General features: G+C 70.2%; 23 protein-coding genes. 10 read left to right on the top strand and 13 right to left on the bottom strand.

Features of this window, described 5'->3' with window-relative positions:
- The first annotated feature begins 101 nt into the window (after positions 1-101).
- Positions 102-1,430: a nicotinate phosphoribosyltransferase gene (locus IF67_RS0118220; RefSeq protein ID WP_030986896.1), complete on the top strand. Its 1,329-nt coding sequence runs from the start codon at positions 102-104 to the stop codon at positions 1,428-1,430.
- A gap of 174 nt (positions 1,431-1,604) precedes the next feature.
- The gene (locus tag IF67_RS0118215; protein WP_030986894.1) at positions 1,605-2,201 is read left to right on the top strand and encodes an isochorismatase family protein; all 597 of its coding nucleotides are present in this window, start codon (positions 1,605-1,607) and stop codon (positions 2,199-2,201) included.
- A 17-nt stretch (positions 2,202-2,218) separates the two neighbouring features.
- Here the strand turns inward: IF67_RS0118215 and IF67_RS39310 are convergent, their stop codons facing one another.
- Together IF67_RS39310 and IF67_RS0118205 are read right to left on the bottom strand one after the other, a co-directional pair.
- Complete coding sequence (locus IF67_RS39310; RefSeq protein ID WP_051818248.1) at positions 2,219-2,608, bottom strand: hypothetical protein; 390 nt, start codon at positions 2,606-2,608, stop codon at positions 2,219-2,221.
- Positions 2,609-2,729: 121 nt separating this feature from the next.
- Positions 2,730-5,120, bottom strand: a complete 2,391-nt coding sequence (locus tag IF67_RS0118205) for an immune inhibitor A domain-containing protein (RefSeq protein WP_030986891.1) — start codon at positions 5,118-5,120, stop codon at positions 2,730-2,732.
- A 399-nt stretch (positions 5,121-5,519) separates the two neighbouring features.
- Here IF67_RS0118205 and IF67_RS0118200 point away from each other — a divergent pair, with 399 nt between their 5' ends.
- A complete protein-coding gene (locus tag IF67_RS0118200) occupies positions 5,520-5,867 on the top strand; it encodes a hypothetical protein (protein WP_030986889.1) in 348 nt (115 codons plus the stop codon).
- An 8-nt stretch (positions 5,868-5,875) separates the two neighbouring features.
- On the opposite strand, the gene IF67_RS0118195 is transcribed toward IF67_RS0118200, so the two are convergent.
- The gene (locus IF67_RS0118195) at positions 5,876-6,667 is read right to left on the bottom strand and encodes an RDD family protein (RefSeq protein ID WP_030986887.1); all 792 of its coding nucleotides are present in this window, start codon (positions 6,665-6,667) and stop codon (positions 5,876-5,878) included.
- 251 nt (positions 6,668-6,918) lie between these two features.
- The gene (locus IF67_RS0118190; RefSeq protein ID WP_030986885.1) at positions 6,919-8,478 is read right to left on the bottom strand and encodes an RDD family protein; all 1,560 of its coding nucleotides are present in this window, start codon (positions 8,476-8,478) and stop codon (positions 6,919-6,921) included.
- 236 nt (positions 8,479-8,714) lie between these two features.
- Between IF67_RS0118190 and IF67_RS0118185 the strand changes: the two genes are divergently transcribed.
- Positions 8,715-9,191 carry an SsgA family sporulation/cell division regulator gene (locus IF67_RS0118185; RefSeq protein WP_030986883.1) on the top strand — a complete coding sequence of 159 codons (477 nt, stop codon included), beginning with the start codon at positions 8,715-8,717 and terminating at the stop codon, positions 9,189-9,191.
- Positions 9,192-9,456: 265 nt separating this feature from the next.
- Positions 9,457-9,741 carry a tetratricopeptide repeat protein gene (locus IF67_RS0118180; protein ID WP_051818245.1) on the top strand — a complete coding sequence of 95 codons (285 nt, stop codon included), beginning with the start codon at positions 9,457-9,459 and terminating at the stop codon, positions 9,739-9,741.
- Positions 9,742-9,802: 61 nt separating this feature from the next.
- Here the strand turns inward: IF67_RS0118180 and IF67_RS0118175 are convergent, their stop codons facing one another.
- The 8 genes from IF67_RS0118175 to hppD all read right to left on the bottom strand — a co-directional run bounded on the left by IF67_RS0118175 (position 9,803) and on the right by hppD (position 19,493).
- Positions 9,803-11,248 (bottom strand): dihydrolipoyl dehydrogenase family protein, encoded by a 1,446-nt coding sequence (locus IF67_RS0118175; protein WP_030986879.1) that lies wholly within the window; start codon positions 11,246-11,248, stop codon positions 9,803-9,805.
- 83 nt (positions 11,249-11,331) lie between these two features.
- Positions 11,332-11,622 carry a ribosomal protein L7/L12 gene (locus IF67_RS0118170; RefSeq protein ID WP_030986877.1) on the bottom strand — a complete coding sequence of 97 codons (291 nt, stop codon included), beginning with the start codon at positions 11,620-11,622 and terminating at the stop codon, positions 11,332-11,334.
- A 9-nt stretch (positions 11,623-11,631) separates the two neighbouring features.
- A complete protein-coding gene (locus IF67_RS0118165; protein WP_051818225.1) occupies positions 11,632-11,955 on the bottom strand; it encodes a hypothetical protein in 324 nt (107 codons plus the stop codon).
- Between the two features lie 76 nt (positions 11,956-12,031).
- Entirely contained in the window at positions 12,032-13,003 is a 972-nt protein-coding gene (locus IF67_RS0118160) for an antibiotic biosynthesis monooxygenase (protein ID WP_030986873.1), read from the bottom strand.
- Complete coding sequence (locus IF67_RS0118155; RefSeq protein ID WP_030986871.1) at positions 13,000-15,726, bottom strand: molybdopterin-dependent oxidoreductase; 2,727 nt, start codon at positions 15,724-15,726, stop codon at positions 13,000-13,002. The genes IF67_RS0118160 and IF67_RS0118155 overlap by 4 nt, the downstream gene beginning before the upstream one ends.
- Positions 15,723-16,550, bottom strand: coding sequence for an FAD binding domain-containing protein (locus tag IF67_RS0118150; RefSeq protein WP_030986869.1), 828 nt, complete (start codon positions 16,548-16,550; stop codon positions 15,723-15,725). Before IF67_RS0118150 ends, IF67_RS0118155 begins: the two co-directional genes overlap by 4 nt.
- A 340-nt stretch (positions 16,551-16,890) precedes the next feature.
- Positions 16,891-18,255: an FAD-binding oxidoreductase gene (locus tag IF67_RS0118145; protein ID WP_030986867.1), complete on the bottom strand. Its 1,365-nt coding sequence runs from the start codon at positions 18,253-18,255 to the stop codon at positions 16,891-16,893.
- An 83-nt stretch (positions 18,256-18,338) separates the two neighbouring features.
- Complete coding sequence (gene hppD / locus IF67_RS0118140) at positions 18,339-19,493, bottom strand: 4-hydroxyphenylpyruvate dioxygenase (RefSeq protein WP_030986865.1); 1,155 nt, start codon at positions 19,491-19,493, stop codon at positions 18,339-18,341.
- Positions 19,494-19,622: 129 nt separating this feature from the next.
- Between hppD and IF67_RS0118135 the strand changes: the two genes are divergently transcribed.
- From IF67_RS0118135 to IF67_RS0118115, 5 genes are read left to right on the top strand one after another with little or no spacing between them, the layout of a single operon-like run.
- Complete coding sequence (locus IF67_RS0118135) at positions 19,623-20,090, top strand: Lrp/AsnC family transcriptional regulator (protein WP_030986863.1); 468 nt, start codon at positions 19,623-19,625, stop codon at positions 20,088-20,090.
- A gap of 13 nt (positions 20,091-20,103) precedes the next feature.
- Positions 20,104-20,751, top strand: coding sequence for an ABC transporter permease (locus tag IF67_RS0118130; protein WP_030986862.1), 648 nt, complete (start codon positions 20,104-20,106; stop codon positions 20,749-20,751).
- Positions 20,744-21,982 carry an ABC transporter ATP-binding protein gene (locus IF67_RS0118125; protein ID WP_030986860.1) on the top strand — a complete coding sequence of 413 codons (1,239 nt, stop codon included), beginning with the start codon at positions 20,744-20,746 and terminating at the stop codon, positions 21,980-21,982. The genes IF67_RS0118130 and IF67_RS0118125 overlap by 8 nt, the downstream gene beginning before the upstream one ends.
- Complete coding sequence (locus IF67_RS0118120; RefSeq protein ID WP_030986858.1) at positions 21,979-22,863, top strand: ABC transporter permease; 885 nt, start codon at positions 21,979-21,981, stop codon at positions 22,861-22,863. The genes IF67_RS0118125 and IF67_RS0118120 overlap by 4 nt, the downstream gene beginning before the upstream one ends.
- Complete coding sequence (locus IF67_RS0118115; protein WP_030986856.1) at positions 22,860-23,873, top strand: glycine betaine ABC transporter substrate-binding protein; 1,014 nt, start codon at positions 22,860-22,862, stop codon at positions 23,871-23,873. Before IF67_RS0118120 ends, IF67_RS0118115 begins: the two co-directional genes overlap by 4 nt.
- Positions 23,874-23,942: 69 nt before the next feature.
- Here IF67_RS0118115 and IF67_RS0118110 read toward each other — a convergent pair whose 3' ends face one another.
- Positions 23,943-24,722 carry a S16 family serine protease gene (locus tag IF67_RS0118110; RefSeq protein ID WP_030986854.1) on the bottom strand — a complete coding sequence of 260 codons (780 nt, stop codon included), beginning with the start codon at positions 24,720-24,722 and terminating at the stop codon, positions 23,943-23,945.
- Positions 24,723-24,751 lie beyond the last annotated feature (29 nt).

The raw sequence follows: 24,751 nt of genomic DNA, 5'->3' as shown, positions 1-24,751 counted from the left end.
GGGCCGCGTCGGCCAGCTGTGCACCGAGGCCGTGGGCGGCCTTTTGTGCCTCCCGGAGCACTATCGTCAGAGTGACGAGTATCGGGGGTAGCATTTCCTCCATGAACACAGCAGACCTGGGGCTGCCGGTGGCCGTGCCGTCGACTGCGCTCTTCACCGACCAGTACGAACTCACCATGCTGCAAGCCGCGTTGCGGTCCGGCACCGCGGACCGGCGCTCGGTCTTCGAGGTCTTCACCCGCCGGCTTCCCGAGGGCCGCCGCTACGGCGTGGTGGGCGGCACCGGCCGGGTGCTGGACGCGGTGGAGAACTTCCGTTTTGACGAGACGATCCTCGGCTTCCTGCGCGAGCGCGGCATCCTCGACGAGCCGACGCTGGAGTGGCTGGCCGGCTACCGCTTCCGCGGCGACATCTGGGGCTACCCGGAGGGCGAGGTCTACTTCCCCGGCTCCCCGGTCATGCGGGTCGAGGGCACCTTCGCCGAGGCGGTCCTCCTGGAAACGGTGATCCTCTCGATCCTCAACCACGACTCCGCGGTGGCCGCGGCCGCCTCCCGGATGTCGGTGGCGGCCGGCGACCGCCCGCTGATGGAGATGGGCGCCCGCCGCACCCATGAGCTCTCGGCGGTGGCCGCGTCCCGCGCCGCGTACGTCGGCGGCTTCCACACCACCTCCGACCTGGCGGCCGGATTCCGCTACAACATCCCCACCGTCGGCACCAGCGCCCACGCCTTCACCCTGCTGCACGACACCGAGCGGGACGCCTTCACCGCGCAGGTCGAGACCCTCGGCAGCGGTACGACCCTGCTGGTGGACACCTTCGACGTCACCGAGGCGGTGCGCACCGCCGTGGAGGTGGCCGGGCCCGGTCTCGGCGCCGTACGGATCGACTCCGGCGATCTGCTGCTGATCGCCCACCGGGTGCGCCACCAGCTGGACGAGCTGGGCGCCGGGAAGACCAAGATCGTGGTGACCAGCGATCTGGACGAGTACGCCATCGCCTCGCTGGCCGCCGCGCCGGTGGACGCGTACGGCGTCGGCACCCAGGTGGTGACCGGCAGCGGGCACCCGACCTGCTCGATGGTCTACAAGCTGGTCGCCCGCGCCGACGGCGAGGAACCCGGCATGCCGCTGCGGCCGGTCGCGAAGAAGTCGATGGGCGCCAAGACCTCGCACGGCGGCCGTAAGTGGGCCGCGCGCCGGGTCGACGAGGACGGTGTGGCCGTCGCCGAAGTCATCGGCACCGGGCCGGTCCCGGCGGAGCTGGCCGACCGGCAGCTGCTGGTGCCGCTGGTGAGCGCCGGCAAGGTGGTCGCCCGCGAGCCGCTGGACGCCGCCCGCGACCGGCACATCGCCGCCCGCGACCGGCTGCCGCTGTCGGCGACCCAGCTCTCCCGCGGCGAGCCCGTCCTGCCCACCGAGTACGTCTGACCGGGCGCCGTCGCCCACGAGCGGGGTGCCGGGCGGCGGCTGCCGCACGCCGTGCCCGGCATCCGCGGCCCCGCCGGGCTCCGCACCACTCCCGCAAACCCCTTCCAGTGGCTACCCTCGGTCACACCACTGCTCCGCGCCCCTCCCCCGATTTCCAGCCGGAAGGCACGCACCATGCACCGGGCATTGATCGTCGTTGATGTGCAGAACGACTTCTGTGAGGGCGGCAGCCTCGCGGTGGCGGGAGGTGCGGATGTCGCGGCGGCCATCACCGATCTGATCGGCCAGGCGGCCGGCGGCTGCTACCGCCATGTCGTGGCCACCCGGGACCACCACATCGATCCCGGCGACCACTTCTCCGACACCCCGGACTACGAGCACTCCTGGCCGGTGCACTGCGTGGCCGGCACGGAAGGCAGCAGCTTCCACCCCAATTTCGCCCCGGTGCTCGCCTCCGGCGCCATCGACGCGGTCTTCGACAAGGGCTCCCACACCGGCGCCTACAGCGGTTTCGAGGGCGCGGACGAGAACGGCGTCCCGCTCGCGGACTGGCTGCACGCGCACCGCGTCAGCGAGGTCGATGTGGTCGGCATCGCCACCGACCACTGCGTACGCGCCACCGCCCTGGACGCGGTCCGCGCCGGGCTGCGCACCCATGTCCTGCTGGATCTGACCGCCGGCGTGGCCGCGCGCACCACCGAGCGGGCACTGGAGGAGCTGCGGGCGGCCGGCGCCGAGCTGACCGGCAAGCCGGTGGTCCTCGGCGGCTGAGCCGCCCGCGGGGCCCGTCAGGCGGCCGATGCGGGGCGCTCGTCGTCCCCGTCCCGGCCCTTCCCCCTGACCGGGAGCGCCGGATTGCGCAGCAGCGCCCGTATCGGGTGCCAGGACTCGGTGTCGTCCTCCGGGGTCTCGCGCCAGACCAGGCCGTCCGGATGGTGCAGGACGGCCGTGATCTCGTCGGGTGTGGGCGGCTCGCTGTTGCCGCGCAGGTAGACGGCCCGCAGCCCGAGGTTGCGCAGCCTGGTCAGGGCGCGCTGTCGGTTCACGGCGTGGACCAGGACCCGCACCCGGCAACCGCAGTCGTAGAGGCCGCCGCGCGCCCCGTGGGGCGGTCTGGGCAGCGAGAGGGCGACCACCACGCTTCCGCCAGGAAGCCTGATGAAACCGCCACCGGACATCGTCATATCTCCCCCGTGAGACTTCGCGTCAACAAGGAACTGTAGACGCATCTAAACGCGAATCGGCCGCCGCCCGCTAGGGGGCGGCGGCCGAATAGCATCTGACCTGCGATTTTACCTTTTACTTACCGGAGCGGCCGACCTGGAGCGTCACCGCGGAGCCGTCCCGGGCCTCCTTGGTGATCTTGATCCGGGTGTTGGTGTCAGGAACGATCACACCGCCGGTCGGGTTCGCCTTGTCGTAGTAGACGCCGTGCCGGTCGTCGAAGAGCGTCACGCCCGGCTTCGACTTGATCTTGACCTGCTTGCCGTCCTTGTGGAGCGTCAGGGCGTCGGTCCGGTAGCGCGTGAAGGTCGAGTCGTAGGACTGGAAGCGGTTGCGCATCAGCTTGCCGTCGGTCCACCGCTCGGCCTTCGGGTGCGCGTCCACCGGCAGGATCTGCCCGTAGCCGGGGTGCTGGCCGACGTTGTTGTCCGCCTGCGAGGTGTCCCACAGCCAGATCAGCACGCCGTTCTGGTACGGGAAGTGCTCCACCCAGCTCGGCTTGGCGGTGGTCCAGCCGAAGTTGTACGGGCCGACCTTGAGGGTCTTGTCGTACGACACGTACTGGCGGTTCTCGGCGATGTAGTACTGAGGGTAGTCCTTGGTGAAGGACGCACCGATGCGCGAGAAGCCCTTGCTGGTCCAGCCGTTGTCGTCGCCCTCGGCGTTGTCGCTGAACAGCGGCTTGCCGTCGGCCGTGACGCCGATGCTGTCGGCCGCGAAGCCCTTCTGCGCCGCGCCGCCGTCGGTCTGGTAGCGGAAGCGGAGGTCGATCTTCTTGCCCGCGTAGGCGTCCAGCGGGTAGGCGAGGTCCTGGTAGGCGCCGACGGTGCCGGTCAGCGCGGGCTTGTCGCTGCCGTCACGCGGCAGGGCCTTGCCGTTCGCGGTGCCGTCCAGGGCGGTCCAGTTGGCGCCGCCGTCGGTGGAGACCTCGGCGTAGAGGTAGTCGTAGTCCTTCTCGATGTCCCACCAGCCCTTGAGCGTCAGCGACGCCTTGGCCTTGCCGGTGAGGTCCACCGGCCGGGACAGCGTGTTCTTCAGGTCGTCGCCCATGCCGCTCCACCACTGGTGGGAGCCTTCCGCGGGCGTGACGATCTCCGTCTTGACCTGCTTGGCGGGCAGTTCGACGACCACCGCCTGCTTGTTCTTGGTGTTGTACTCCGCGACGCCCAGCTTGTGGGTGGACTTCTTCGCGGCCTTCGCCTTGCCGTAGTTGAGCCAGCCCAGCTGGAGCTTGTCCCAGGCGCTCATGTCGCCGGGCAGGTCGCCGATGCTGTTCTTGCCGGTGCCGAGCCAGGAGCCGCCCGACATCAACGACCAGAAGTCCACGGAGGACTCGCCGGTGCCGCTGGTGTCGTACTCGTCCGGCAGGCCCAGGTCATGGCCGTACTCGTGGGCGAAGACGCCGAGTCCGCCGTTCTCCGGCTGCATGGTGTAGTCGCCGACCCAGATCCCGGTGTCGCCGATCTGGGTGCCGCCCGCCTTGTTCGCACCGGGGCCGGTCCGGCCGGCGTCGGTGCCGTAGGCGTACCAGCGGTGCGCCCAGATGGCGTTGGTCTTCTGGACGCCGCCGCCCGCGGACTCGTCCTCGCCCGAGTGCACGATCTGGAAGTGGTCGATGTAGCCGTCGGGCTCGTTGAAGTTGCCGTCGCCGTCGTGGTCGTAGCGGTCCCACTGGTCGTACTTGGCCAGGTCGGTCTTGATCTGGGCGTCGGTACGTCCCTTGGCCTTCTGGTCCTTGGCCCACTGGTTGACGCCGTCGCGGATCAGGTCCCAGGCGCTGGCACAGTTGGTCTGGCCGCAGTAGTTGGAGCCGTAACGGGCCTCGTTGTAGTCGACCTTGACCCAGTCGGAGACCTCGCCCTGGACCGAGTAGCGGCCCGAGGACTGCTTCTCGTAGTACTTGGCCAGCGACTGCTTCTTCTTGTCGTGCGAGAAATAGAGGTCCTGGAAGTGCTTCTGGTTGAAGTCCTTCTGCCAGGCCGTGCTGTTGTCCTCGGCACGGTCCGGCTCGGCTATCTTGTTGTGCGCCGGGCCGGGGTCGCCGCCGTACTTCTTCACCGGGGGCTTCGGGCCGTCGCCGTCCGGGTCGAACATCGTGGTGTCGTCGACCTTGTCGCCGAAGTCCACCAGGACGGTGAAGATCTTGTCGGTCTTCTGCCGGGCGAGCTCGACGTACTTGCTCTTGCCGAGCTTGACGACCTTGGAGCCGTTCCGCTCGGTCGTCTTGGCGTCGCCGGAGATGACCTGCTGGAGCGCTTCCTTGCGCTCGGCCGCCTGCCGCTCGCTGAACGGCCCCTTGAGGTCATGGTCCACGGTCTGCTCGGGGGCGGGGTCATGGCGCCTGGCGAGGGGCGACGGTCCCTGCGCGTCGGCCGCAGCCACCCCCGAAGACAAAGCGGCCGCCCCGATCGCGGCGATTGCCGTGGCCAGGGCGGCCGATCTGAACACCGTTCTGTTGTCTCTCACTTGGCGCTGTCCTCCCCTTCGAACCGGTCACTGTTCGACGGCATTCGACCGGAAGTACGGGGAAAAAGACAGATCTTGACTTGGGCACGTCAGCGAAGTACGTTTCTCGGTCCGCGAGTTACGGGTATCGGACGCCGCGCGGCAGCAGCGCTCCGGGCGTCACCGCGGCGGGCAGGGACCCGGTGTATATGCCCGACGGGCATGCGCCCCCGCCCCCAACAGCCATGACGGCACCGGGCAGGCGCAGACACGGCCGCTCGGTGCGCCCCCTGTGCACCGGAACCGTGGGTTAGGTCACGCTTACTTGGCGTTCCGCTCGGGCAAAAAGGACCGTAGGCTCGTTTGATGGCGCGCCCTTGACCGACACCCCCCTGCCGACCCTCCGAGGACGGATTCGCCATGCCTCGTCCGACTGCCGCACAGCTCGCCTACGGTTCGGCCACCGTCTTTCTCTCCACCCTCGCGATGCTGCTGCTCTCGCAGACGCAGACCGGGGTCGGGGTCGCGGTCATCGCCATCGCCGGGCTCGGGCTCGGGCTGCTGGTCGCCATGACGGTCCCGATGCCCGGGGTGCCGCAGGTGGTCCGCCGGCGTCTCGTACGGGACGGATCGCCTGCCCCCTTGAGGTCCGTACCGACATTGCCCGAGCCCGTCCGGCCGGTGGCGGGACCTCCCCGCACCCGCTGGGGAAGCTTCACCGCCCCGGCCGCCACCACGGACGCCCGGGTCGGCGAGCACTCACGCTGAACGGGCACTCACGCTGAGCGGGCGCCACCCGTCTCCGCGGACACCACCACGGTCTTCGCCGCCTTGTCGTGCAGACACTGGTGATACGGCTGGTCCCAGGTACACCACAGGACGTTGACCAGCCAGAAGATGAAGCCGCAGCACGGCACGATCTCCGGCAGCGTATAGACCGCGGCGCGGATCCAGCTCGCCTGGGCGGTCGGGGTCGAGCCGTTCGAGAGCATCGCGACCCGGATCTTCATCGCCATCTTGCCGAGGGTCTGGCCGCGGCTTGAGATCATCAGCCCGTCGTAGATGAGATACGCCAGCATGGTGACGCCCGATACCGTCGACTGCCTACCGGCCTCCACGCTGTCGGTACTGAAGTAGTCCACGCCACCGACGATCAGCGTCATGATCACGGACACCGGTACCCCGATGATGATCGCGTCGATGATGCGCGCCACGAGGCGGCGGCCGCGGTTCGCCAGCGGCGGCATCCCGGCCAGCGGGTCGGCCGGCCCGGGTTGTCCGCCGTAGGGGTCACCGGCATACGGGCCACTGCCGTAGGGGTCGCCCGCATAGGGCGGCGGGGTACCACCGGGCGGCGGGGGCGGCGGGCCTCCCGGGGGTGGCGTACCGCCCTCACCAGCGCCCGTACCGCCTGCGCCCGCACCGTTGCCGCGCGGCGCGTGGTTGCGAGGGGCGCCGTTCTCACGGGGAGCACTGTTACGGGGAGCGCCGCCCGCCGGGGGCTCCTGCGGCTTCTTCAGGAACGGGTCGTTCTCCGGCGGCTCACCGGGGGGCTGGTCGGTACTCATGGCCCGAGTCGACCCCTTGTCGCGGCCCGCCGCATCCGGCGAAGTCCGTTCGGGGGAAGGATGCCGCTCTCCGGGGCATGTCTTCGAAGTCCCGCAAGCCGCGCACGCACCAGACGTCGCCAGGCCCGCCCTACGGTCGAACGACGGGGCTTTGACGACAGGCCCTGCGACCGCGGTGCGCCGCGGCGGCGCCCGGCCACCGCGGCGGTCCGGCGGAGGACAGGCACCGGCGAACGGCCCGGCGGACGGTCTCAGCCGGAGGCGACGAACGTCCGCGCCAGCTTGTCGTGCCAGCACTGGCGCCACGGCTTGTCGAACACACACCAGACGACGTTCAGCACGCCGACGACGAGCACGCCGAGCACGCTGTAGACGAACCAGCGCTTGAGCGCGGCGCCGAGGGTCGGGGTGTCATGGCTCTCGATGTCCAGGACCCGCACGCCGCACAGCTTCTTGCCCAGGGTGCGGCCCCACTTGAGGGTGGGCAGCGCCTCGTAGAGCGCACCGCCGATCAGCAGGACGGCCAGGATCGTGGCGAAGACCGGGATGGTGGTGCCGTCGATCAGATAGACCGTCACCTGGCGGCCGGACTGCTTGGCCGCCTCGACCTTGGCGTCGAGGTGGTCGGTGACCGTGCCCCACATGGGGACGGCGACGGCGGCCGTGAGGGCGCCCAGCACCAGGGTGTCGATCAGCCGGGCCGCCAGCCTGCGGCCGAGGCCGGCCGGATGGCCCTGCGCGGCCTGCGCCAGCGCCGAGAAGGGGTCGGCGGCGGCCGGCGGCTTCCAGGGGATGACGCCGTCGGCGTCGGCGCCCTGCGCGCCGGTCCCGGCCGGTGCGGCACCGCCCTGCGGCGGGAAGCCCGCCGAGGGCGCGGCCGCCTGCTGAGCGGGGGGCTGCTGCACCGGGCTCTGCGGGGCGGGACGCGGTGCGGGACTGTGCGGGGCCGGGTTCTGCGGGGCCTGGTTCCGGGCCGCCGGGCCCGTGCTCTGCTGCGGGGCGGGGCTCTGCGGGGCCGGGTGGCCCTGCTGCGGGTCGCCGACCGACGGCAGCGACTGCGGGGAGCCGTCACCGGGCGCGGCGGACGGGCCGCGGCCGGCGCCCGCGACGCGGATGGCCATCGTCTCGCCGCCCTTGGCGGGCTTGCCGGCGTCGGGGCGTACCGCACGGATCGCGGTGGTGCCCTGGTCGCCGGAGTTCCCGCCGCGGCGCGCGGCCGGGTTCACGGCCCGGATGGCGACCGTCCCGTCGGACGGGCCCTCGGGGCGCGCGTCGGGCGAGGACGCACCGGGCGTCTCGCCGGCCGGGGCCTCGGCACCGCCCTGCTCCTCGCGCTGCGGCGGCACCGTGCCCCACGAAGCGCCGCCCGACGGCGTGCCGGCGGGCGCCTGGTCCGGTGAGCCCCAGGAGATCCGGCGGTCGTTCTCGCCGCCGTACCCGCCCTGCCGGGAGGCATCGGCCTGCCAGGCGGCCGCCGGTTCGGGGCCGCTGCCGTGCAGCCGGGCCGGGTCGTCCCAGCCGAGGGCGGGCCGGGCCTCGACCTCGCCGCTGCGGCGTACGGCCGGCACCGCGGAGCCGCCGGCCGCCTCCTCCTCGTCGAAGAAGACCGGGCCGGTCTCCTCGACGGCGGGGAGCGGGGCCACGCCGGGCGGCGGGGCGGGCATCGCCTCGCCCTCGGCGGGGGCGGGCCGGCTGGTGCCCGGCACCCATGCGGCACCGTTCCAGTACCGGATGTAGCCGGGGATGGACGGGTCCGGGTAGAAGCCTGGCGTGGGGCTACCGCCGGCGGATCCTGAGGTAGGGGCGCTCATGTCCGAAGTCCCGTATCTGTACTCGGCCTGGTGGGTGTGGGGTGCAGTCTGCCGCAACGCGGCGTCCACATCTATCAGACCCCGGGTCGCATCGGTGCTCATGCCCGCCCACGACCACCTGGAAGAGGCCCGGGAAAAAAGTTGTACGAAGTCGTGTAATGGTCCGGCGTCCGGCGCCTCTTCCTCTGTGCGGGCCCGGTACCGGGTGTCCGCGGGAGCGATGAGAGGCGGACCTGATGCACACCGTGGTGGAACGAGAGCTGGAGCTGGGCCTGGTCGTATCGCCGGAGCAGAGCGTTCCGGTGCCGGCCCGGCTGACGTACCGGACGGACGACCCGTACGCCGTCCATGTCACCTTTCATATCGGTTCGGACTCCCCGGTCGACTGGACCTTCGCCCGCGAACTGCTCGTCGAGGGGGTGTTCCGGCCGTGCGGCGACGGTGATGTGCGGGTGTGGCCGACCAAGTTCGACGGCCGCAGCCTGGTCTGTGTCGAGCTCGACTCGCCGGACGGGCGGGCGCTGCTGGAGGCACCGGCCCCGGCGGTCTCCGCCTGGCTGGAGCGCACCCTGCGGCTGGTCCCGCCGGGGTCCGAGCAGGGGCATCTGAGCCTCGACAAAGGGCTGAGCGATCTGCTCGCCATGGCGTCGTCGGACGAGCTGCGGCCGGGCGGCACCCTGCCCTCCGAGGAGTCCCCCGAGCCCGGGGCGTAGGGGTGGCGTACCGAGCCGCCAGGGGGACGGACCGCGACGGGGAGGCCGGCGCCGCACCGCGCTGCGCCGGCCGGGCCGGTGGAATGTTCCACCGGTCCGCACTGTTGGGCCCGGTATGACCGAGAGCTACCGCGCACCGACGGGGCAGGACACCGGCTTCACGGCGTACGGCACCGGTGTCACGGCATACGCCACCGGCTCGACGCCGTACGACGAGGGCTACTACGAGCACGGCGTCGCCGCCGACCGCTGGGCGCGGGCCCAGCTGTTCTTCGAGGCGAAGGACTTCACCGCCGCGGCCCGGATCCTGCGCGGGCTGGTGGACGAGGACCCGCAGCCGGTCGCACCGCGGCTGCTGCTCGCCCGCGCCTACTACCACTCCGCCCAACTGGGGCGCGCCGAAGCCGAGTTGCGGGCCGTCCTGGACCGCGATCCGGTCGAGGAGTACGCCCGGCTGATGCTCGGCCGCACCCTGGAGCGCCAGGGGCGGGCCGGCGAGGCCGCCGGGCAGCTGCGGATCGCCGCGGCCCTGGGCGCGGACGCCGCCTGAACCGCGAGGAGACGCCTGAACCGCGAGCAGGCGCCTGACCCCGAGGGGCCGGGACGCCGCCTCAGCCGCGGTAGGCCTCCAGCAGCCGCAGCCACACCTCGCTGATCGTCGGGTAGGAGGGCACCGCGTGCCACAGCCGCTCGATGGGGACCTCGCCGGCCACCGCGACGGTCGCGGAGTGCAGCAGCTCGCCGACGCCGGACCCGACGAAGGTGGCGCCGAGCACCACCTCACGGTCCAGGTCGACGACCATCCGGGCCCGGCCGCGGTAGCCGTCCGCGTACAGGGAGGCCCCGGCCACGGCCGCCACGTCCTGGTCGATCACCTGGATGCGGTAGCCGGCCTGCTCCGCCGCGGCGGCGGTCAGGCCCACCGAGGCGACTTCGGGGTCGGTGAAGACGACCTGCGGGACGGCGAGGCGGTCCGCGGTGGCGGCGTGCGCGCCCCAGCGGTCGGACTCCAGGATCGGGACGCCCCGGGCGCGTGCGGAGATCGCGGCACCGGCGATCCTGGCCTGGTATTTGCCCTGATGGGTCAGGAGCGCGCGGTGGTTGACGTCGCCGACGCCGTAGAGCCAGCCGCCGGTCACCCCCCTCACCCGGAGGCTGTCGTCGACGTCCAGCCAGGAGCCGGGGGTCAGGCCGACCGTCTCCAGGCCGACGTCGTCGGTGCGCGGGGCCCGGCCGGTGGCGATCAGGATTTCATCGGCGATGATCTCGTCCCCGGAGTCCAGCAGGACGGTGACCGGGCCGCCGGGGGCTTCGCGGCGTACTTCACGCACCTCGACACCGGTCCGCAGGAAGACACCGGCCTCGGCGAGCGATTCCGTGACGAGGTGGCCGGCGAACGGCTCCATACGGGGCAGCAGCCCGTCGCCGCGCACCAGCAGCGTCGCGGAGGAGCCCAGGGCCCGCCAGGCGGTGGCCATCTCGACGCCCACCACGCCGCCGCCGACCACCACCAGGCGGCCCGGCACGGCCTTGGCGCTGGTGGCGTCGCGGCTGGTCCAGGGCCTGGCCTCGGCCAGCCCGGGGACGGGGGGCACCACCGCGCGGCTGCCGGTGCACACCGCGACCGCATGGCGTGCCGTGAGCACCCGTTCGCCGTCGACGACCACCCGCCGCGGTCCGGCCAGCCGGCCGTGGCCGCGGACCAGGTCGATGCCGGCCGAGTCCAGCCAGCGGACCTGTCCGTCGTCCTTCCAGTAGGACGTGAACTCGTCACGGTGGGCGAGCACCGCGGGCACGTCCAGGGGCACGTCCGCGGTGTCCTTGAGGCCGGGGACCCGGCGCGCCTCGGCGCGGGCGGTGACCGGGCGCAGCAGGGCCTTGCTGGGCATACACGCCCAGTAGGAGCATTCGCCGCCGACCAGTTCGCTCTCCACGAGCACCGCGCTCAGCCCCGCGGCATGCGCCCGGTCGGCGACGTTCTCACCGGTCGGCCCGGCTCCCAGCACGATGACGTCATACGCCTCATCAGCGGCTTTGGTCGCTTCGGTCGCTGCCATCGGCTCTCGCTTCCCGGGTGTGCATGAGGTGGCCAGGTGGGGCCCGGCGGGGGCCTTTTGGCCATCCTCTGCCCAACGGCCCGTCAGCGCATCCGGCGTTCGACCGCTTCCTTGGCCTCGACGAGGCCGGAACCGGTCACCTCGCGGTGCACCTTGATGGCCTGGATCTGCTTGCCCTGGGCGAGCAGGTCGTCGATCTCGGCCATTCTGGGGTCCTCGGGCTCGGCGACACCCGCATGGGCCAGCAGCAGGTCCACTTTGCGCTCCAGCCGCTGGAGCCGGCGGTCGACCGCCTTGGAGCGACGGTCGGTGGTGGAGGCCACGAGGGCGATGGAGATGACGAGGAGGGCTATTCCGGGGAGAAAGGAGTCCATGGCGGAACTCTATGAGGCGGCGGCGCGTGCCATGAACACGGCGGTCGCCGCGGGGCCCTGGACGGTGCCGCGGACGGCCGGTGCGCCGTCGGTGAGGATCTCGCACTCCGCGTGGGCGTCGGGCCCCTCAAGGGTGAGGGTGAGCATCGGCATGGCGCCCACGCCCCGCGCGTCGGTCACCACGAACCACGGCAACTCGGGCCGGAGCACCTGCTCTTCGCCGCCGGAGTCGCCCGGCGCCTGCACGGCGTAGCTGAGCTCGTCGACACCCTGGCCGCTCACGCGGAAGGTGACCATGCCCTCGCCGGGTCTGTGCGGATCATTGATCGTCATAAGGGCAGTCAACCGTTCTTCCCGTGCCGTGTACATCCGGGTCGTGGCCCGTGCGTCGGCGTTCGGGGGCGCCGGGTCAGGGCAGATGCAAGAGCTGCGTCGTCACGAGGTAGAAGACCACGGCCCAGAACACCATCACCGCGGCGACGGTGCCGAGGCCGACGAGGTGGGTCTTCATCGCCGGTGCGTCAGGGCGCGGCCGCAGCCACCGTCTGAGCAGCGGGTTCACGTAGAAGGGCATCGTCACGAAGCTCATGATGAAGCTCGACAGCAGGTTGCCCACGAGCAGCCCGAGCCAGAGCGGCATCTTCAGCGGCGACAGGGCGAGCGTCAGCAACACCACGGTCGGGTACAGGCCGACCCAGACCGCGACGGAGGTTTTGGTCTCCGAGGGCGGCGGCGCTTCCTTGCCGTTCTCCTCGAAGGCGAACCAGCTGCCGAACGAGTTGTCGATCGTGCGCATGCGGAAGTCGTGGAACTTCTCGCCCTCGGCGAGCACTTTCTGCCGCTCCGCCGACGTCAGCCAGGCATCGAGGTGCTCGGCGCTGTCGAAGCGGTACAGCGTGGTCCATTCGTTCTGAAGCCCCTCGACCGGGCGGAACAGTTCGGTTCCGCGAAAGCCTTCGAAGGCGCTCTCCGTCTGGTCCATACGGCGCTGCCAGGCGAGAAAGGCGTCGACGTGATCCGGGTGGACGCGGTGGGTCACCACGACGGTCACCAGCGGGTCCGGTGGCCGTATGCCGCCGCTGACGACCTGCTGGGTCGGCGGACCGTCGAGATACGCACCACCACGGTCGAGGAAGCCCTGCCGGGTGGCGCTGTTGATCCACGCTTGCAGATGGGCGATCGAGTCGAACCGGTAGACGACCACCCAGTCGGGTTGCAGCCGCGTCGGCGGGGAGATCTCGGCGCCGAGAAAACCGGCGTAGTCGGCGGCAGCGGCGTTGAGGTCCTCCTGCCACGCTTCGAATTCCCGCTCCATTCCGGGCCGGACCTTCTGGCCGATGATGACCGTCGCCTCGGCACCGTGCGACTCTTCGGTGGTCATGTGCGCCGGCCCGTCGTCACCGACGCGCTGTCGCCGAGCCGTCGGTAGATGCGTTCCGGTGTCAGGGGCAGTGCGCGGAAGCGGACGCCGGTGGCGTCATGGAGCGCGTTCGCCAGCGCGGGGGCCACCGGGTTGATACAGCATTCCGCGATCCCCTTCGACCGCAGGGGCCCGAGGGAATCCGCCGAGTCCACCAGCAGCACCTCGGTGCGGGGGACGTCGGCGTAGGCGGGGATGCGGTAGTTGCGTAGGTCCGGGTTGGCCATGGCACCGTTCGCGTCGACGTGGTGGTTCTCGGTCAGCGCGAAGCCGATTCCCTGGGCGACACCGCCTTCCACCTGTCCCCGGACCTGCGCGGGGTTGATGATGACGGCGGCGTCGGTCGCCTGGACGCTGTGAAGGATGCGGATCTCGCCCGTCACCGGATGGACGGCGATGCGGAAACCCTGCGTATTGGAGGTGACGCTGCGGGGTGAGCCGTGGGCCTTGCGGGCGGCGGTGAACCGGATTCCGCGCGCGCGGGCGGAGGCGACGAGCTCCGCCAACGGCACCCGCCGGTCACCGCAGCGGACGCTCTCGTCGTCCATCGAGCACATCACCAGATGCTCGCCCGTGTACGCGGCGGCGAATTCCAGGATGCGGTCGCGCACGGCATCGGCCGCGCGGAGTACCGCGTTGCCCGCCACGAACAGGCCCGCGCTCGCGAAGGCGCCGGTGTCGAAGGCCGTGCGGTCGGTGTCGGACTGCACCAGCCGGATGCGCGACGGGGTCGTACCCAACTGGTGGGCCGCGATCTGGACATGCGCGGTCGACGTGCCCTCGCCGAATTCGACGGTGCCGACGGCCACCTCGTACACGAGGTCGTCGCCCAGCGTGACCCAGGCCTCGGAGAGGTGTTCGGTCGGCGGCGCGGTCTCGTGCAGGGAACTCGCGACACCGGCCCCGACGAGCCACCCGGGGCCGGGCGGCGGCACCTCGGCGGTACGGGCCAGGGCCGCGTCCACCAGGTCGATGCACTTCGCGAGGCCGTCCTCGGTGAACACCACGTCGTCGGGGCCCTCCTGCATGGCGAGGAGCGGCTCGGCCGGCCGCACGATGTTGCGCCGTCGCAGTGCGAGTGGATCCATGTGCAGGGCGCGTGCGAGTTCGTCCATCGCCGACTCCATGGCGAACGCCGGCTGCGTCATCCCGTAACCGCGCAGTGCCCCGCTCGGCACGGTGTTGGTGTAGACGGAGAACGCGTCGTATTTCTTGTGGGGGCAGCGGTAGATCATGACGGCGGCGCCGCCCGCGTACAGCGTTTCGCCGGCGTGGTTGCCATAGGCGCCCGTGTTCGACACATTGCGGACCTGGAGCGCCGTGAGCGTGCCGTCCGTCTTCGCGCCGAGCTTGACCGTCAGCGTCATCGGGTGCCGTGGCGAAGCGGTGGTGAACTCCTCCTCCCGGGTGTACTCGAAGGAGACCGGCCGCCCGGTGTCCAGGGCGGCGAGCGCGGCCAGATCCTCCGAGATCACTTCCTGTTTGCCGCCGAAGCCGCCGCCCACGCGTTGGCAGAACACCCGGAGCCGGTCCGGGCGCAGCGCGAACAGATGGGCCAGTTTGACCTTCGCGATCGACGGCGACTGCGAACTGGTACGGACGTTCAGGCGGCCGTTGTCCATCCAGGCGATCGAGCCGTGGGTCTCCAGATGCGCATGCTGCACCCGTGGGGAGAAGTACGTGCCTTCGTGGATCACATCGGCCTCGGCGAACCCCGCGTCGACCTCACCGATCTGCGAATGAATCTCCACCAGGATGTTGTGGACGGGGTCGAGGACGAAGGGGTCCACCGCGCCGTGCAGTTGCGGCGCCCCCTCGGACATGGCCTCTTCGGGGTCGAATACCGCCGGCAGCACCTCGTATTCCACGACGACCTGCCGGCAGCCCTCTTCTGCCGCCCCGACGGAGTCGGCCAGGACCGCGACGACGCGCTGGCCGACGAAGCGGACGGTGTGGTCGAGGAGGTAGGTGTCGTCCGGGTCCACGAGATGGTCGGTGTGGATCGCCGTGGTGAAGCGCCTGCGCGGCACGTCCTCCCAGGTGTAGACGCGCTGCACGCCGGGAACCGCAAGTGCGGCGGACTTGTCGATCGAGACGATCCGGGCGTGCGCGTGGGGTGAGTGCAGCACCTTGAGGTGCAGCATGCCGTCGAGGTGCGTATCCATCGTGAACTCGGCGCGACCGGTCACCACGTCCTCGGCCGCCGGCGCACCGACGCTCGTCCCGACGGCCTTTCCCGGCGCGGCCCGTGCCACACCGGCAACGCCTTTCACGGCATCCTCGATCGCTCGATAGCCGGTGCAGCGGCAGAGGTTCCCCTTCAACGCCCGCGGCAGGTCCGCCTTCTGGGCCTCGGTGAACGTTGCCGACGTCATGATCATCCCTGCGGTGCAGAAACCGCACTGGAATCCCGGGGCGTCGCGGAACTGCCGCTGCACCGGATGCAGATTCCCGGGGGATCCGATCCCCTCGATCGTCGTCACCTCATGGCCGTCCGCACGGAAAGCGGGGGTGATGCAGCTGTGGACCGGGCTGCCGTCCAGCCACACCGTGCAGGCGCCGCAGTCGCCCGCGTCGCACCCCTTTTTGACGCCGTGGTGGCCGAGCGCGCGGAGGAAAGTGCGCAGGCACTGACCGGGGTCCGGTTCCTCGTCGAATCTCCGGCCGTTCACGAGGTAGGTCATGCCGGGCCCCCGGCCATGAGTTCGCGACGGATCTCTTCGGCGAAGTGCTGTGTGAGGTGGCGGCGGTGGCCGGGGGTTCCGTTGGCATCGGCGAACCAGACTTCGGCCGGGAGGGCGTCGATGCTCTGCTCCAGCGTCCGGGCATCGGGCATGGTGCCGAAGGCCATGCGCACCGGCCGTGTGGTGCCGGCGGTGACGGTGAGCAGCAGGTCGCTCGTTCCCGGCGATCGGGTACCGATGAGGAATACCGTCGAACGGCCGAGGCGGGTCAGCGAGAAGCGGCGGTGCGCGGTGCGTTTTTGCAGGGCGTGCGCCGGAATATCGATGCGCCGCAGGATTTCCCCGGGGCCGAGAATGTTCTGATGGTCGCCGGTCACAAAGTCGAGGGCATCGACGGTGCGCGCGGAACCGTCAGGAGCCCACAGCTCGTATTGTGCCTCGAGCGCGACCATCAGCGTGATCATGGGGCCGGCCGGCAAGGACATGCAGATATTGCCGCCGACGGTCGCCGAACTCCAGACTTTGAACGAGGACAGGAACGCCTCACAGCTTTTCGCGAAGAGGCGGCCCGCGATCCACTCGTCCGGCAGCGCACAGGCATACAGCTCGCTGATGGTGCACGTGGCGCCGATCCCGAGGCCCGCTCCGCTCGGGACGAGGGGTTCCCAGCGCAACGCCGTCAGGTCGATCAGGCGGCGCAGGTCCGGCTGCGCCACGGAGAACAGCCATGTTCCGCCGGCGAGCCAGGCATCGCCCGCCCGCCACCGGGCGCCTGGCCGGTCGGGCGGTCGCCGGACGACTTCGGTGATGGTGTTGAGGTCCATTGGGAATCGATCTCCCTCACGACGAAAATCGTGCGCGCGGGGAACGGCGCAACCTCAAGCGACGGAATCCGTATATGGCCGCCGCGGCCGAACTCCTCACTGAAAGACCGGCGGACGCAGATATTCGTGTTCAGGGTATGCGGAAAGGTCCGCTCTCGCCACGCCGGATCCACGTCGGAACCACGCCGGATCCACGTCGGATCCACGCCAGAACCACGCCGGAACCACGTCGGAACCCCGGCGGGAAATTCCCCTTTCTGCGCATGCTCGCCACGACGAGTAAAATGCCCGCGCGTACATGCCCGACCGTGCGGCAAGGAAAAGCCCCGGGGCCCGTGCTTCAGAACAGCTTTCCGGGATTGAGAATCCCCAGCGGATCGAAGACGTCCTTGATGCCGCGCTGCAACTCCACGCCCACCGGTCCCAGTTCGCGCGCCAGCCACTCCTTCTTCAGGACGCCGACGCCGTGCTCACCGGTGATGGTGCCGCCCAGGTGCAGGCCGAGCGCCATGATGTCGTCGAAGGACTCGCGGGCCCGGCGGGACTCGTCGGGGTCGGCGGCGTCGAAGCAGACGGTGGGGTGGGTGTTGCCGTCGCCTGCGTGCGCGCAGACGCCGATGGTCAGGCCGTACTTCTCGGCGATGGCGGCGGTGCCGTCGAGCATCTCGGCGAGCCGGGAGCGCGGGACGCAGACGTCGTCGATCATGGTGGCGGATTTGACCCGTTCCAGCGCGGTCAGGGTCAGCCTGCGGGCCTGGAGCAGCAGATCGGACTCGGCGGCGGTCTCGGCGGGCACGACCTCGGTGGCGCCCGCCGCGGTGCACAGCTTCCCGACGGCGGCGAGGTCGGCGGCCGGCTCGGGGGTGTCGAAGGCGGCCAGCAGCAGCGCCTCGGTGCTGTCCGGGAGGCCCATCTGCGCCATGTCGTTGACGGCGCGGATGCTCGTACGGTCCATCAGCTCCAGCAGCGAGGGGGCGTGGCCGCGGGCCATGATCTCGCAGACGGCCTGGCAGGCGGCCGCCGTGGAGGGGAACTCGGCGGCCAGCGCGAGCCGGCCGGGCGGCTCCGGCCTGAGGGCGAGGACGGCTCGTACGACGATGCCCAGGCTGCCCTCGGAGCCGACGAACAGCCAGGTGAGGTCGTAGCCCGCGACGCCCTTGGCGGTACGCCGGCCGGTCGTCAGCAGCCGCCCGTCGGCGAGGACGACGTCCAGGCCGAGGACGTACTCGGCGGTGACGCCGTATTTGACGCAGCACAGGCCGCCGGAGGCGGTGCCGATGTTCCCGCCGATCGAGCACTCCTCCCAACTGGAGGGGTCGGGCGGGTAGTAGAGGCCGTGTTCGTTCACCGCGCGGGAGAGGACGGCGTTGATGACGCCGGGTTCGACGACCGCGATCCGGTCGACGGGGTTGATCTCGATGATCCGGTCCATCTTGACCAGGGAGAGCACGATGCAGCCGTCGGAGGCGTTGGCGGCACCCGACAGGCCCGTGCGCGCGCCCTGGGGGACGACCGGAACCCTCAGTTCCGTGGCCGTCCGCATGATGTGCTGGACCTCTTCGACGGTGCGCGGCAGGACGACCACGGCGGGTGTCCCGGCCTCGCAGAAGCTCGCCATGTCATGGGCGTAGGAGCCGGTGACGTCGGGGTCGGTGAGGATCGCTTCACCCGGGAGTCCGGCGCGCAGCCGTGCGATGAGGTCCATACCCTCAGCCTCGCATCCGTGGGCCGTACACGGAAGATCGTGTACGGCCCGCGGGTCCGGTCGGCGCGCAGCGCCGTCCGCGGTCAGAGGTTGCCGCGGCGCTCCTGCTCCCGCTCGATCGCCTCGAAGAGGGCCTTGAAGTTGCCCTTGCCGAAGCCCATGGAGCCGTGCCGCTCGATCATTTCGAAGAACACGGTCGGCCGGTCCTGGACCGGCTTGGTGAAGATCTGGAGCAGATAGCCGTCCTCGTCGCGGTCGACCAGGATCTTCAGCTCGCGGAGCGTCTCCACGGGCACCCGGGTCTCGCCGGCCCACTCACCGAGGGTGTCGTAGTAGGAGTCGGGGGTGTTCAGGAACTCCACACCGGCGGCGCGCATCGCCCGGACACTGGCGACGATGTCGTTGGTGGCCAGCGCGATGTGCTGGACGCCGGGGCCGCCGTAGAACTCCAGGTACTCGTCGATCTGCGACTTCTTCTTCGCGATCGCGGGCTCGTTGATCGGGAACTTCACCTTGAGCGTGCCGTCGGCGACGACCTTCGACATCAGCGCGCTGTATTCGGTGGCGATGTCGTCGCCCACGAACTCCTTCATGTTGGTGAAGCCCATGACCTTGTTGTAGAAGGCCACCCACTCGTTCATCTTGCCGAGTTCGACGTTGCCGACGCAGTGGTCGATGGCCTGGAAGCGCCGCGGGCCGGTCTCCACCAGCGGCTCGGCGGCGACGAAGCCGGGCAGGTAGGGGCCGTGGTAACCGGAGCGCTCGACGAGGGTGTGCCGGGTCTTGCCGTACGTGGCGATGGCCGCCAGGACGAGAGTGCCGTGCTCGTCGGTGAGCTCGTAGGGCTTCTCCAGGCCGGTGGCACCGTGGGCGACGGCGTGCTCGTAGGCGGCGCGGGCGTCCGGGACCTCGAGGGCGAGGTCGATGACACCGTCTCCGTGGGCCGCGACATGGTCGGCGAGGAAGTGGCCCCACTCGGTGCTGGGCTTGATGACCGAGGTGAACACGAACCGGGCGCCGCCGGATTCGAGCACATAGCTCGCGGTCTCGCGGCTGCCGTTCTCCGGACCGGAGTAGGCGACGCGCTGCATACCGAAGGCGGTCGAGTAATAGTGCGCGGCCTGCTTGGCATTCCCGACGGCGAAGACGACCGCGTCCATCCCCTTGACCGGGAAGGGGTCCGCCTGCCGGGTCGCGCCGGGGTGGGTGGGCTGGGTGTGCATCGTGGTGTCTGCCATGGTCGCAGAGTCCCTCCGATCCACAAGGTGCGCAATAGTTCGCGGATTTTCTGGGCATTATGCATAGCGAAAAGGCGCAGCCGCCGAGCTATCTGTACATGATGACCATCAAAAGGGACGGTGCGAGCGATGGCGATCGATCATTTGGACGGAGCACTGCTGGAGCTGCTCGCCGAGGAGCCGCGGATCGGCGTCCTGGAGGCGTCCCGGCGGCTGGGGGTGGCCCGCGGGACGGTCCAGGCCAGGCTCGACCGGCTTCAGTCGAATGGAGTGATCCGGGGATTCGGACCGGATGTGGACCCGGCGGCGCTCGGCTATCCCGTGACCGCTTTCGCCACACTTGAGATCAAACAGGGGCAAGGCAATGACGTGCGCGCCCACTTGACGACCGTTCCCGAGGTGTTGGAGCTGCATACAACGACGGGACATGGGGACATGCTGTGCAGGCTTGTCGCCCGGTCCAACGCCGATCTACAGCGGGTGATCGACCGGGTTGTGGGCTTTGATGGGATCGTGCGGGCATCAACGGCAATCGTCATGGAAAATCCGGTTCCGTTGCGGATCGTCCCGCTGGTGAAACAGGCATCGGGAGACTGACCGAGGAGACCGAGTGAGCTTCTGGGAGTACGTCGGCACCCGGCACGCACAGCTGCTGACGGACACATATCAGCACGCCAGCGCCGTCTTTCAGTGCATGGTGCTCGCCACCCTGCTGGGGGTCTTCATCGCCGTGGTGACCTACCGCAGCGAATGGGCGGGCAACCTCGCCACCACCTCGACCGCCACCATCCTGACCATCCCCTCCCTGGCCCTGATCGGTCTGCTGATCCCGATCGTCGGCCTGGGCGTCCCCCCGACGGTGATCGCGCTGACCCTGTACGGGCTGCTGCCGGTGGTCCGTAATGCCATCGTCGGGCTGCGCGGGGTGGACCCGGACCTGGTCGATGCGGCCAACGGCATCGGGATGTCCCGCACCGCCCGGCTCTTCCGCGTCGAACTGCCGCTGGCCTGGCCGCCCATCCTCACCGGCATCCGGGTCGCCACCCAGATGCTCATGGGCATCGCCGCCATCGCCGCCTTCGCCTCCGGCCCCGGCCTGGGCAACGAGATCTTCCGCGGGATCGCCTCGCTGGGCAGCGCCAACTCCCTCAACCAGGTGCTCTCCGGCACCGTCGGGATCGCCATCCTCGCTCTTCTCTTCGACGCCGCATACGTCCTGATCGGACGCCTGACCATCTCCAGGGGGATCCGTGCCTGAGACGCCCGAGACCGCCGCCGCCTCCGGCGCCAGCATCCAGCTGGAGAACCTGACGAAGATCTATCAGGGGAACCCCGTCCCCGCGGTGGACAGCGTCAACATGGAGATCAAGGCCGGCGAGATCGTGATCCTCGTGGGGCCCTCGGGCTGCGGTAAGTCCACCACCCTGAAGATGATCAACCGGCTGATCGAGCCGAGCTCCGGGCGGATCCGGATCGGCGACGAGGACGTCACCGACATGGACCCGGTCAAGCTGCGCCGCACGATCGGCTACGCCATCCAGTCCTCCGGCCTCTTCCCGCACATGACGGTCGCCCAGAACATTGCACTGGTCCCGAAGATGATCGGCTGGTCCCAGTCGAAGATCAAGAACCGGGTCGAGGAGATGCTCGACCTGGTCGGCCTGGACCCCGGCGAATTCCACGGCCGCTATCCCCGTCAGCTCTCCGGCGGTCAGCAGCAGCGCGTCGGCGTGGCCCGCGCCCTCGCCGCAGACCCGCCCGTCCTGCTGATGGACGAGCCGTTCGGCGCCGTCGACCCGATCACCCGCGACCACCTCCAGGACGAGCTGATCCGGCTCCAGCACGAGCTGCACAAGACCATCTGCTTCGTCACCCACGACTTCGACGAGGCCATCAAGATCGGCGACCGTATCGCGGTGCTCCGCGAGCGCTCGCACATCGCCCAGTTCGACACCCCCGAGGCCATCCTCACCAACCCTTCCGACGACTTCGTCTCCGGCTTCGTCGGTGCGGGAGCGGCACTCAAACGGCTGAACCTGACCCGCGTACGGGACGTCGGCGTGGTCGACTTCCCCACCGCCGCGACCGATGACCCGCTGGAGTCCATCTTCGACCGGGTGCGCGCCGGCTCCCACAACGAACTGCTGCTGCTGGACCCCAACCGCCGCCCGTACAAGTGGCTGCGCCGCAGCGATCTGGCCCTCGCCAAGGAGTCGCTTGCGCGGGCCGGGACGCCGGTCCAGCACACCGTGACCCGGGATGCGACGCTGCGCGACGCACTGGAGGCGGTGCTCACCGACAGCGCGGGCCGGGTCGCGGTCACCGGGCGCCGCGGCGAGTACATCGGCGTGGTCGACATGGAGACGCTGATGAACAACGTCCAAGAACTGCTGGAGGCGGACCGGATGGAAGCCCTGGAGCACCAGCACCAGCTCCAGGAACAGCGCGCCCGCCAGACGCACCTGGAACAGGAGGGCCTGGAGGCATGAGCCCCCGCGACGGGAACAGTCCGCGGGACAGTGAGCGCCCGCCGAGCGACCACGAGGCCTTCGCCTTCCGCGACGACGTCGAGATGCAGGAGCGGGAACGGGCGGCCGGTGAGGCGCCCACCGCGCCCGCCGTCCCGGGCCGGCGCCGGATCAGCTGGCAGAAGTGGACCTTCATGCCGGTCTTTCTGGTGGCCGCGCTGCTCGCCACCTGGCTGTGGTTCCGCGGTGCCCGTCTGGACTCCATCGCCCACCAGGCGGTGGACAACGGCAAGGTGTGGATTGCGCTGCGGCAGCACATCCAGCTCACCGTGATCTCCACCTTCTTCGTACTGATCATCGCGATCCCGCTGGGCATCGCGCTGACCCGCTCCAAGCTGCGCCGGGCCACCCCGGTCGCCATGGCCTTCGCCAACCTCGGACAGGCCATCCCGGCCCTGGGTCTGCTGATCCTGCTGGTCATCTGGCTGGGCATCGGGGCCCGTTCGGCGATCGTCGGCATGGTCATCTACGCCGTGCTGCCGGTCCTCGCCAACACCATCGCCGGGCTGCGCGGCATCGACCCGACGCTGACCGAGGCCGCCCGCGGCATCGGCATGTCCCCCACCCTTGTGCTGACCAAGGTGGAACTCCCGCTGGCCGTACCGCTGATCCTGGCCGGCGTCCGCACCGCGCTGGTACTGAACGTCGGCACCGCGACCCTGGCCACCTTCGGCGGGGGCGGCGGCCTCGGCGACCTGATCTCGGCGGGCATCGTCACCCAGCGCATGCCCGTACTGATCCTCGGTTCGGTGCTCACCGTGGCGCTCGCCCTGCTGGTCGAATGGCTGGCGTCGCTGGCCGAACTGCTGCTGCGGCCGCGCGGACTGGAGGCGACGACATGAGGGACCATCCGCGCCAGGGCCCGCGCCGCCCCGGAAGGCGCCGGGCAGTCCTGCTCGCCACCGCCCTGCTCGCCACCGCCGTGCTCGGCGGATGCGGCCTGGTCAGCGGCAGCGCGATGACCGACAACGTGCGGCCGGGGCCGAAGGCCGGCTACCCGGGCCGGCCGCTCACCGGGGCGCAGCTGACCGTGACCTCGAAGGAGTTCACCGAGCAGATCGTCCTCGGCCAGATGATGGGCATCGTCTTCGAGGCGGCAGGCGCCAAGGTCATCGACAAGACCAGCATCCAGGGCTCGATCGGCGCACGCGAGGCCGTCAAGTCCGGTACGGCGGACGCCGCGTACGAGTACACCGGCACCGGCTGGATCACCTACCTCGGCCACACCAAGCCGATCGTCGATCCGCAGAAGCAGTGGCAGGCGGTCCGCGACGAGGACCGGAAGAACGGCATCGTCTGGCTGCCGGCCTCGACGCTGAACAACACCTACGCGCTGGCGCTGAACTCCGCGAACTGGAAGAAGCTGGGGGTGCGCGACCTCTCGGACGTCGCGGCGCTGTCCCACAAGAAGCCGAGCGCCGTGACGATGTGTGTGGAGAACGAGTTCGCCACCCGCAACGACGGTCTGCCGGGCATGGCGCGGGCATACGGCATGCAGGTGCCGTCGGCCAATGTCCGCAAGATGACCGGCGGTGTCGTCTACACCGAGACGCAGAAGGGCACCTGTGCGTTCGGAGAGGTCTTCACCACCGACGGGCGGATCAAGGCGATGCATCTGCACGTCCTGGCCGACGACAAGCACTTCTTCCCCAACTACAACGTCGCGCCCGAGATCAACGCCGAGGCCCTGAAGAAGTACCCGGCCATCGCCCCGGTCCTGGCCCCGGTCACCAAGGCCCTCAACAACACCGTCGCCCAGGAGCTGAACCGCAAGGTCGACGTGGACGGCGAGGACCCGCACGAGGTCGCCAAGAACTGGCTGATCCGGGAGGGGTTCATCAAGGAGGGGTGAGGCACGGGCAGCGCGGCGCAGGCGGGAGCGGCGGACGCAGGAGCGGTGGGACGCGAGCGGCGGCGCCGCTCAGCAGTGCGGAACCTTGCCCCCGGTCCGCAGGGCCTTCAGGGCGTCCACCGCACCGTCGAGCGTCGTGACCGGCACCAGCCGCATCCCCTTCGGCAGCTCCGCCCGCGCGTCCGTGCACTCCTTGCGCGGGACCAGGAAGACCGAGGCGCCGTCCCGGTGCGCGGCCTGGGTCTTCAGCGGGACCCCGCCCACCGCGCCGACCTTGCCACCGGCGGTGATGGTCCCCGTACCGGCGATGGTGCGCCCACCGGTCAGGTCGTGGCCCGCACCGTCGCCGTCCAGCTTGTCGACGATGCCGAGGGCGAACATCAGCCCGGCGCTCGGTCCGCCCACGTCCGCGAGGCTCAGCTTCACCTTGATGTCCTTGGCGGACTTGCCGAGCTGCCCGAGCGCGGCGCTGGTGGCGGTGTCCTGGGACTCCTCCATCTGCTTCGCGTTGTGCTCGGCGATCTCCTCGGTGTTCTCGCCCACCGGGTAGACCGCCTCCCGCGGCATCACGGCCTCATCCGTGCTCAGCCACCCCTTGAGGATGTCCGGCAGATGGACCGAGGCGTCCGGGCCGGTGGCGACGATCGAGGTCATCCGCAGCTGCCCGCTCGTCTTACGGGTCCCGGCGCCGGTGATGGTGATCACCGGCTTGCCCTTGTCCTTGCCGAGGACGTTCGCCGTCATGCCCGGATAGGCGACCGAATACGGCAGCGGGGCGAACGCCGCGGCGAGGAGGAGGGCGAGAACGAGGGCGGCGCAGAAAGCCAGGGCGCGGGTGCGTGAGGACACTCCGCCACCCTAATTGACACCCGCTCCAA

It is taken from the genome of Streptomyces sp. NRRL S-1813 (assembly GCF_000719605.1).
Classification (GTDB): Bacteria; Actinomycetota; Actinomycetes; order Streptomycetales; family Streptomycetaceae; genus Streptomyces; species Streptomyces decoyicus.
The sequence above is the reverse complement of the archived record's forward strand: the minus strand, read 5'-3'. Positions and strand labels throughout refer to the sequence as shown.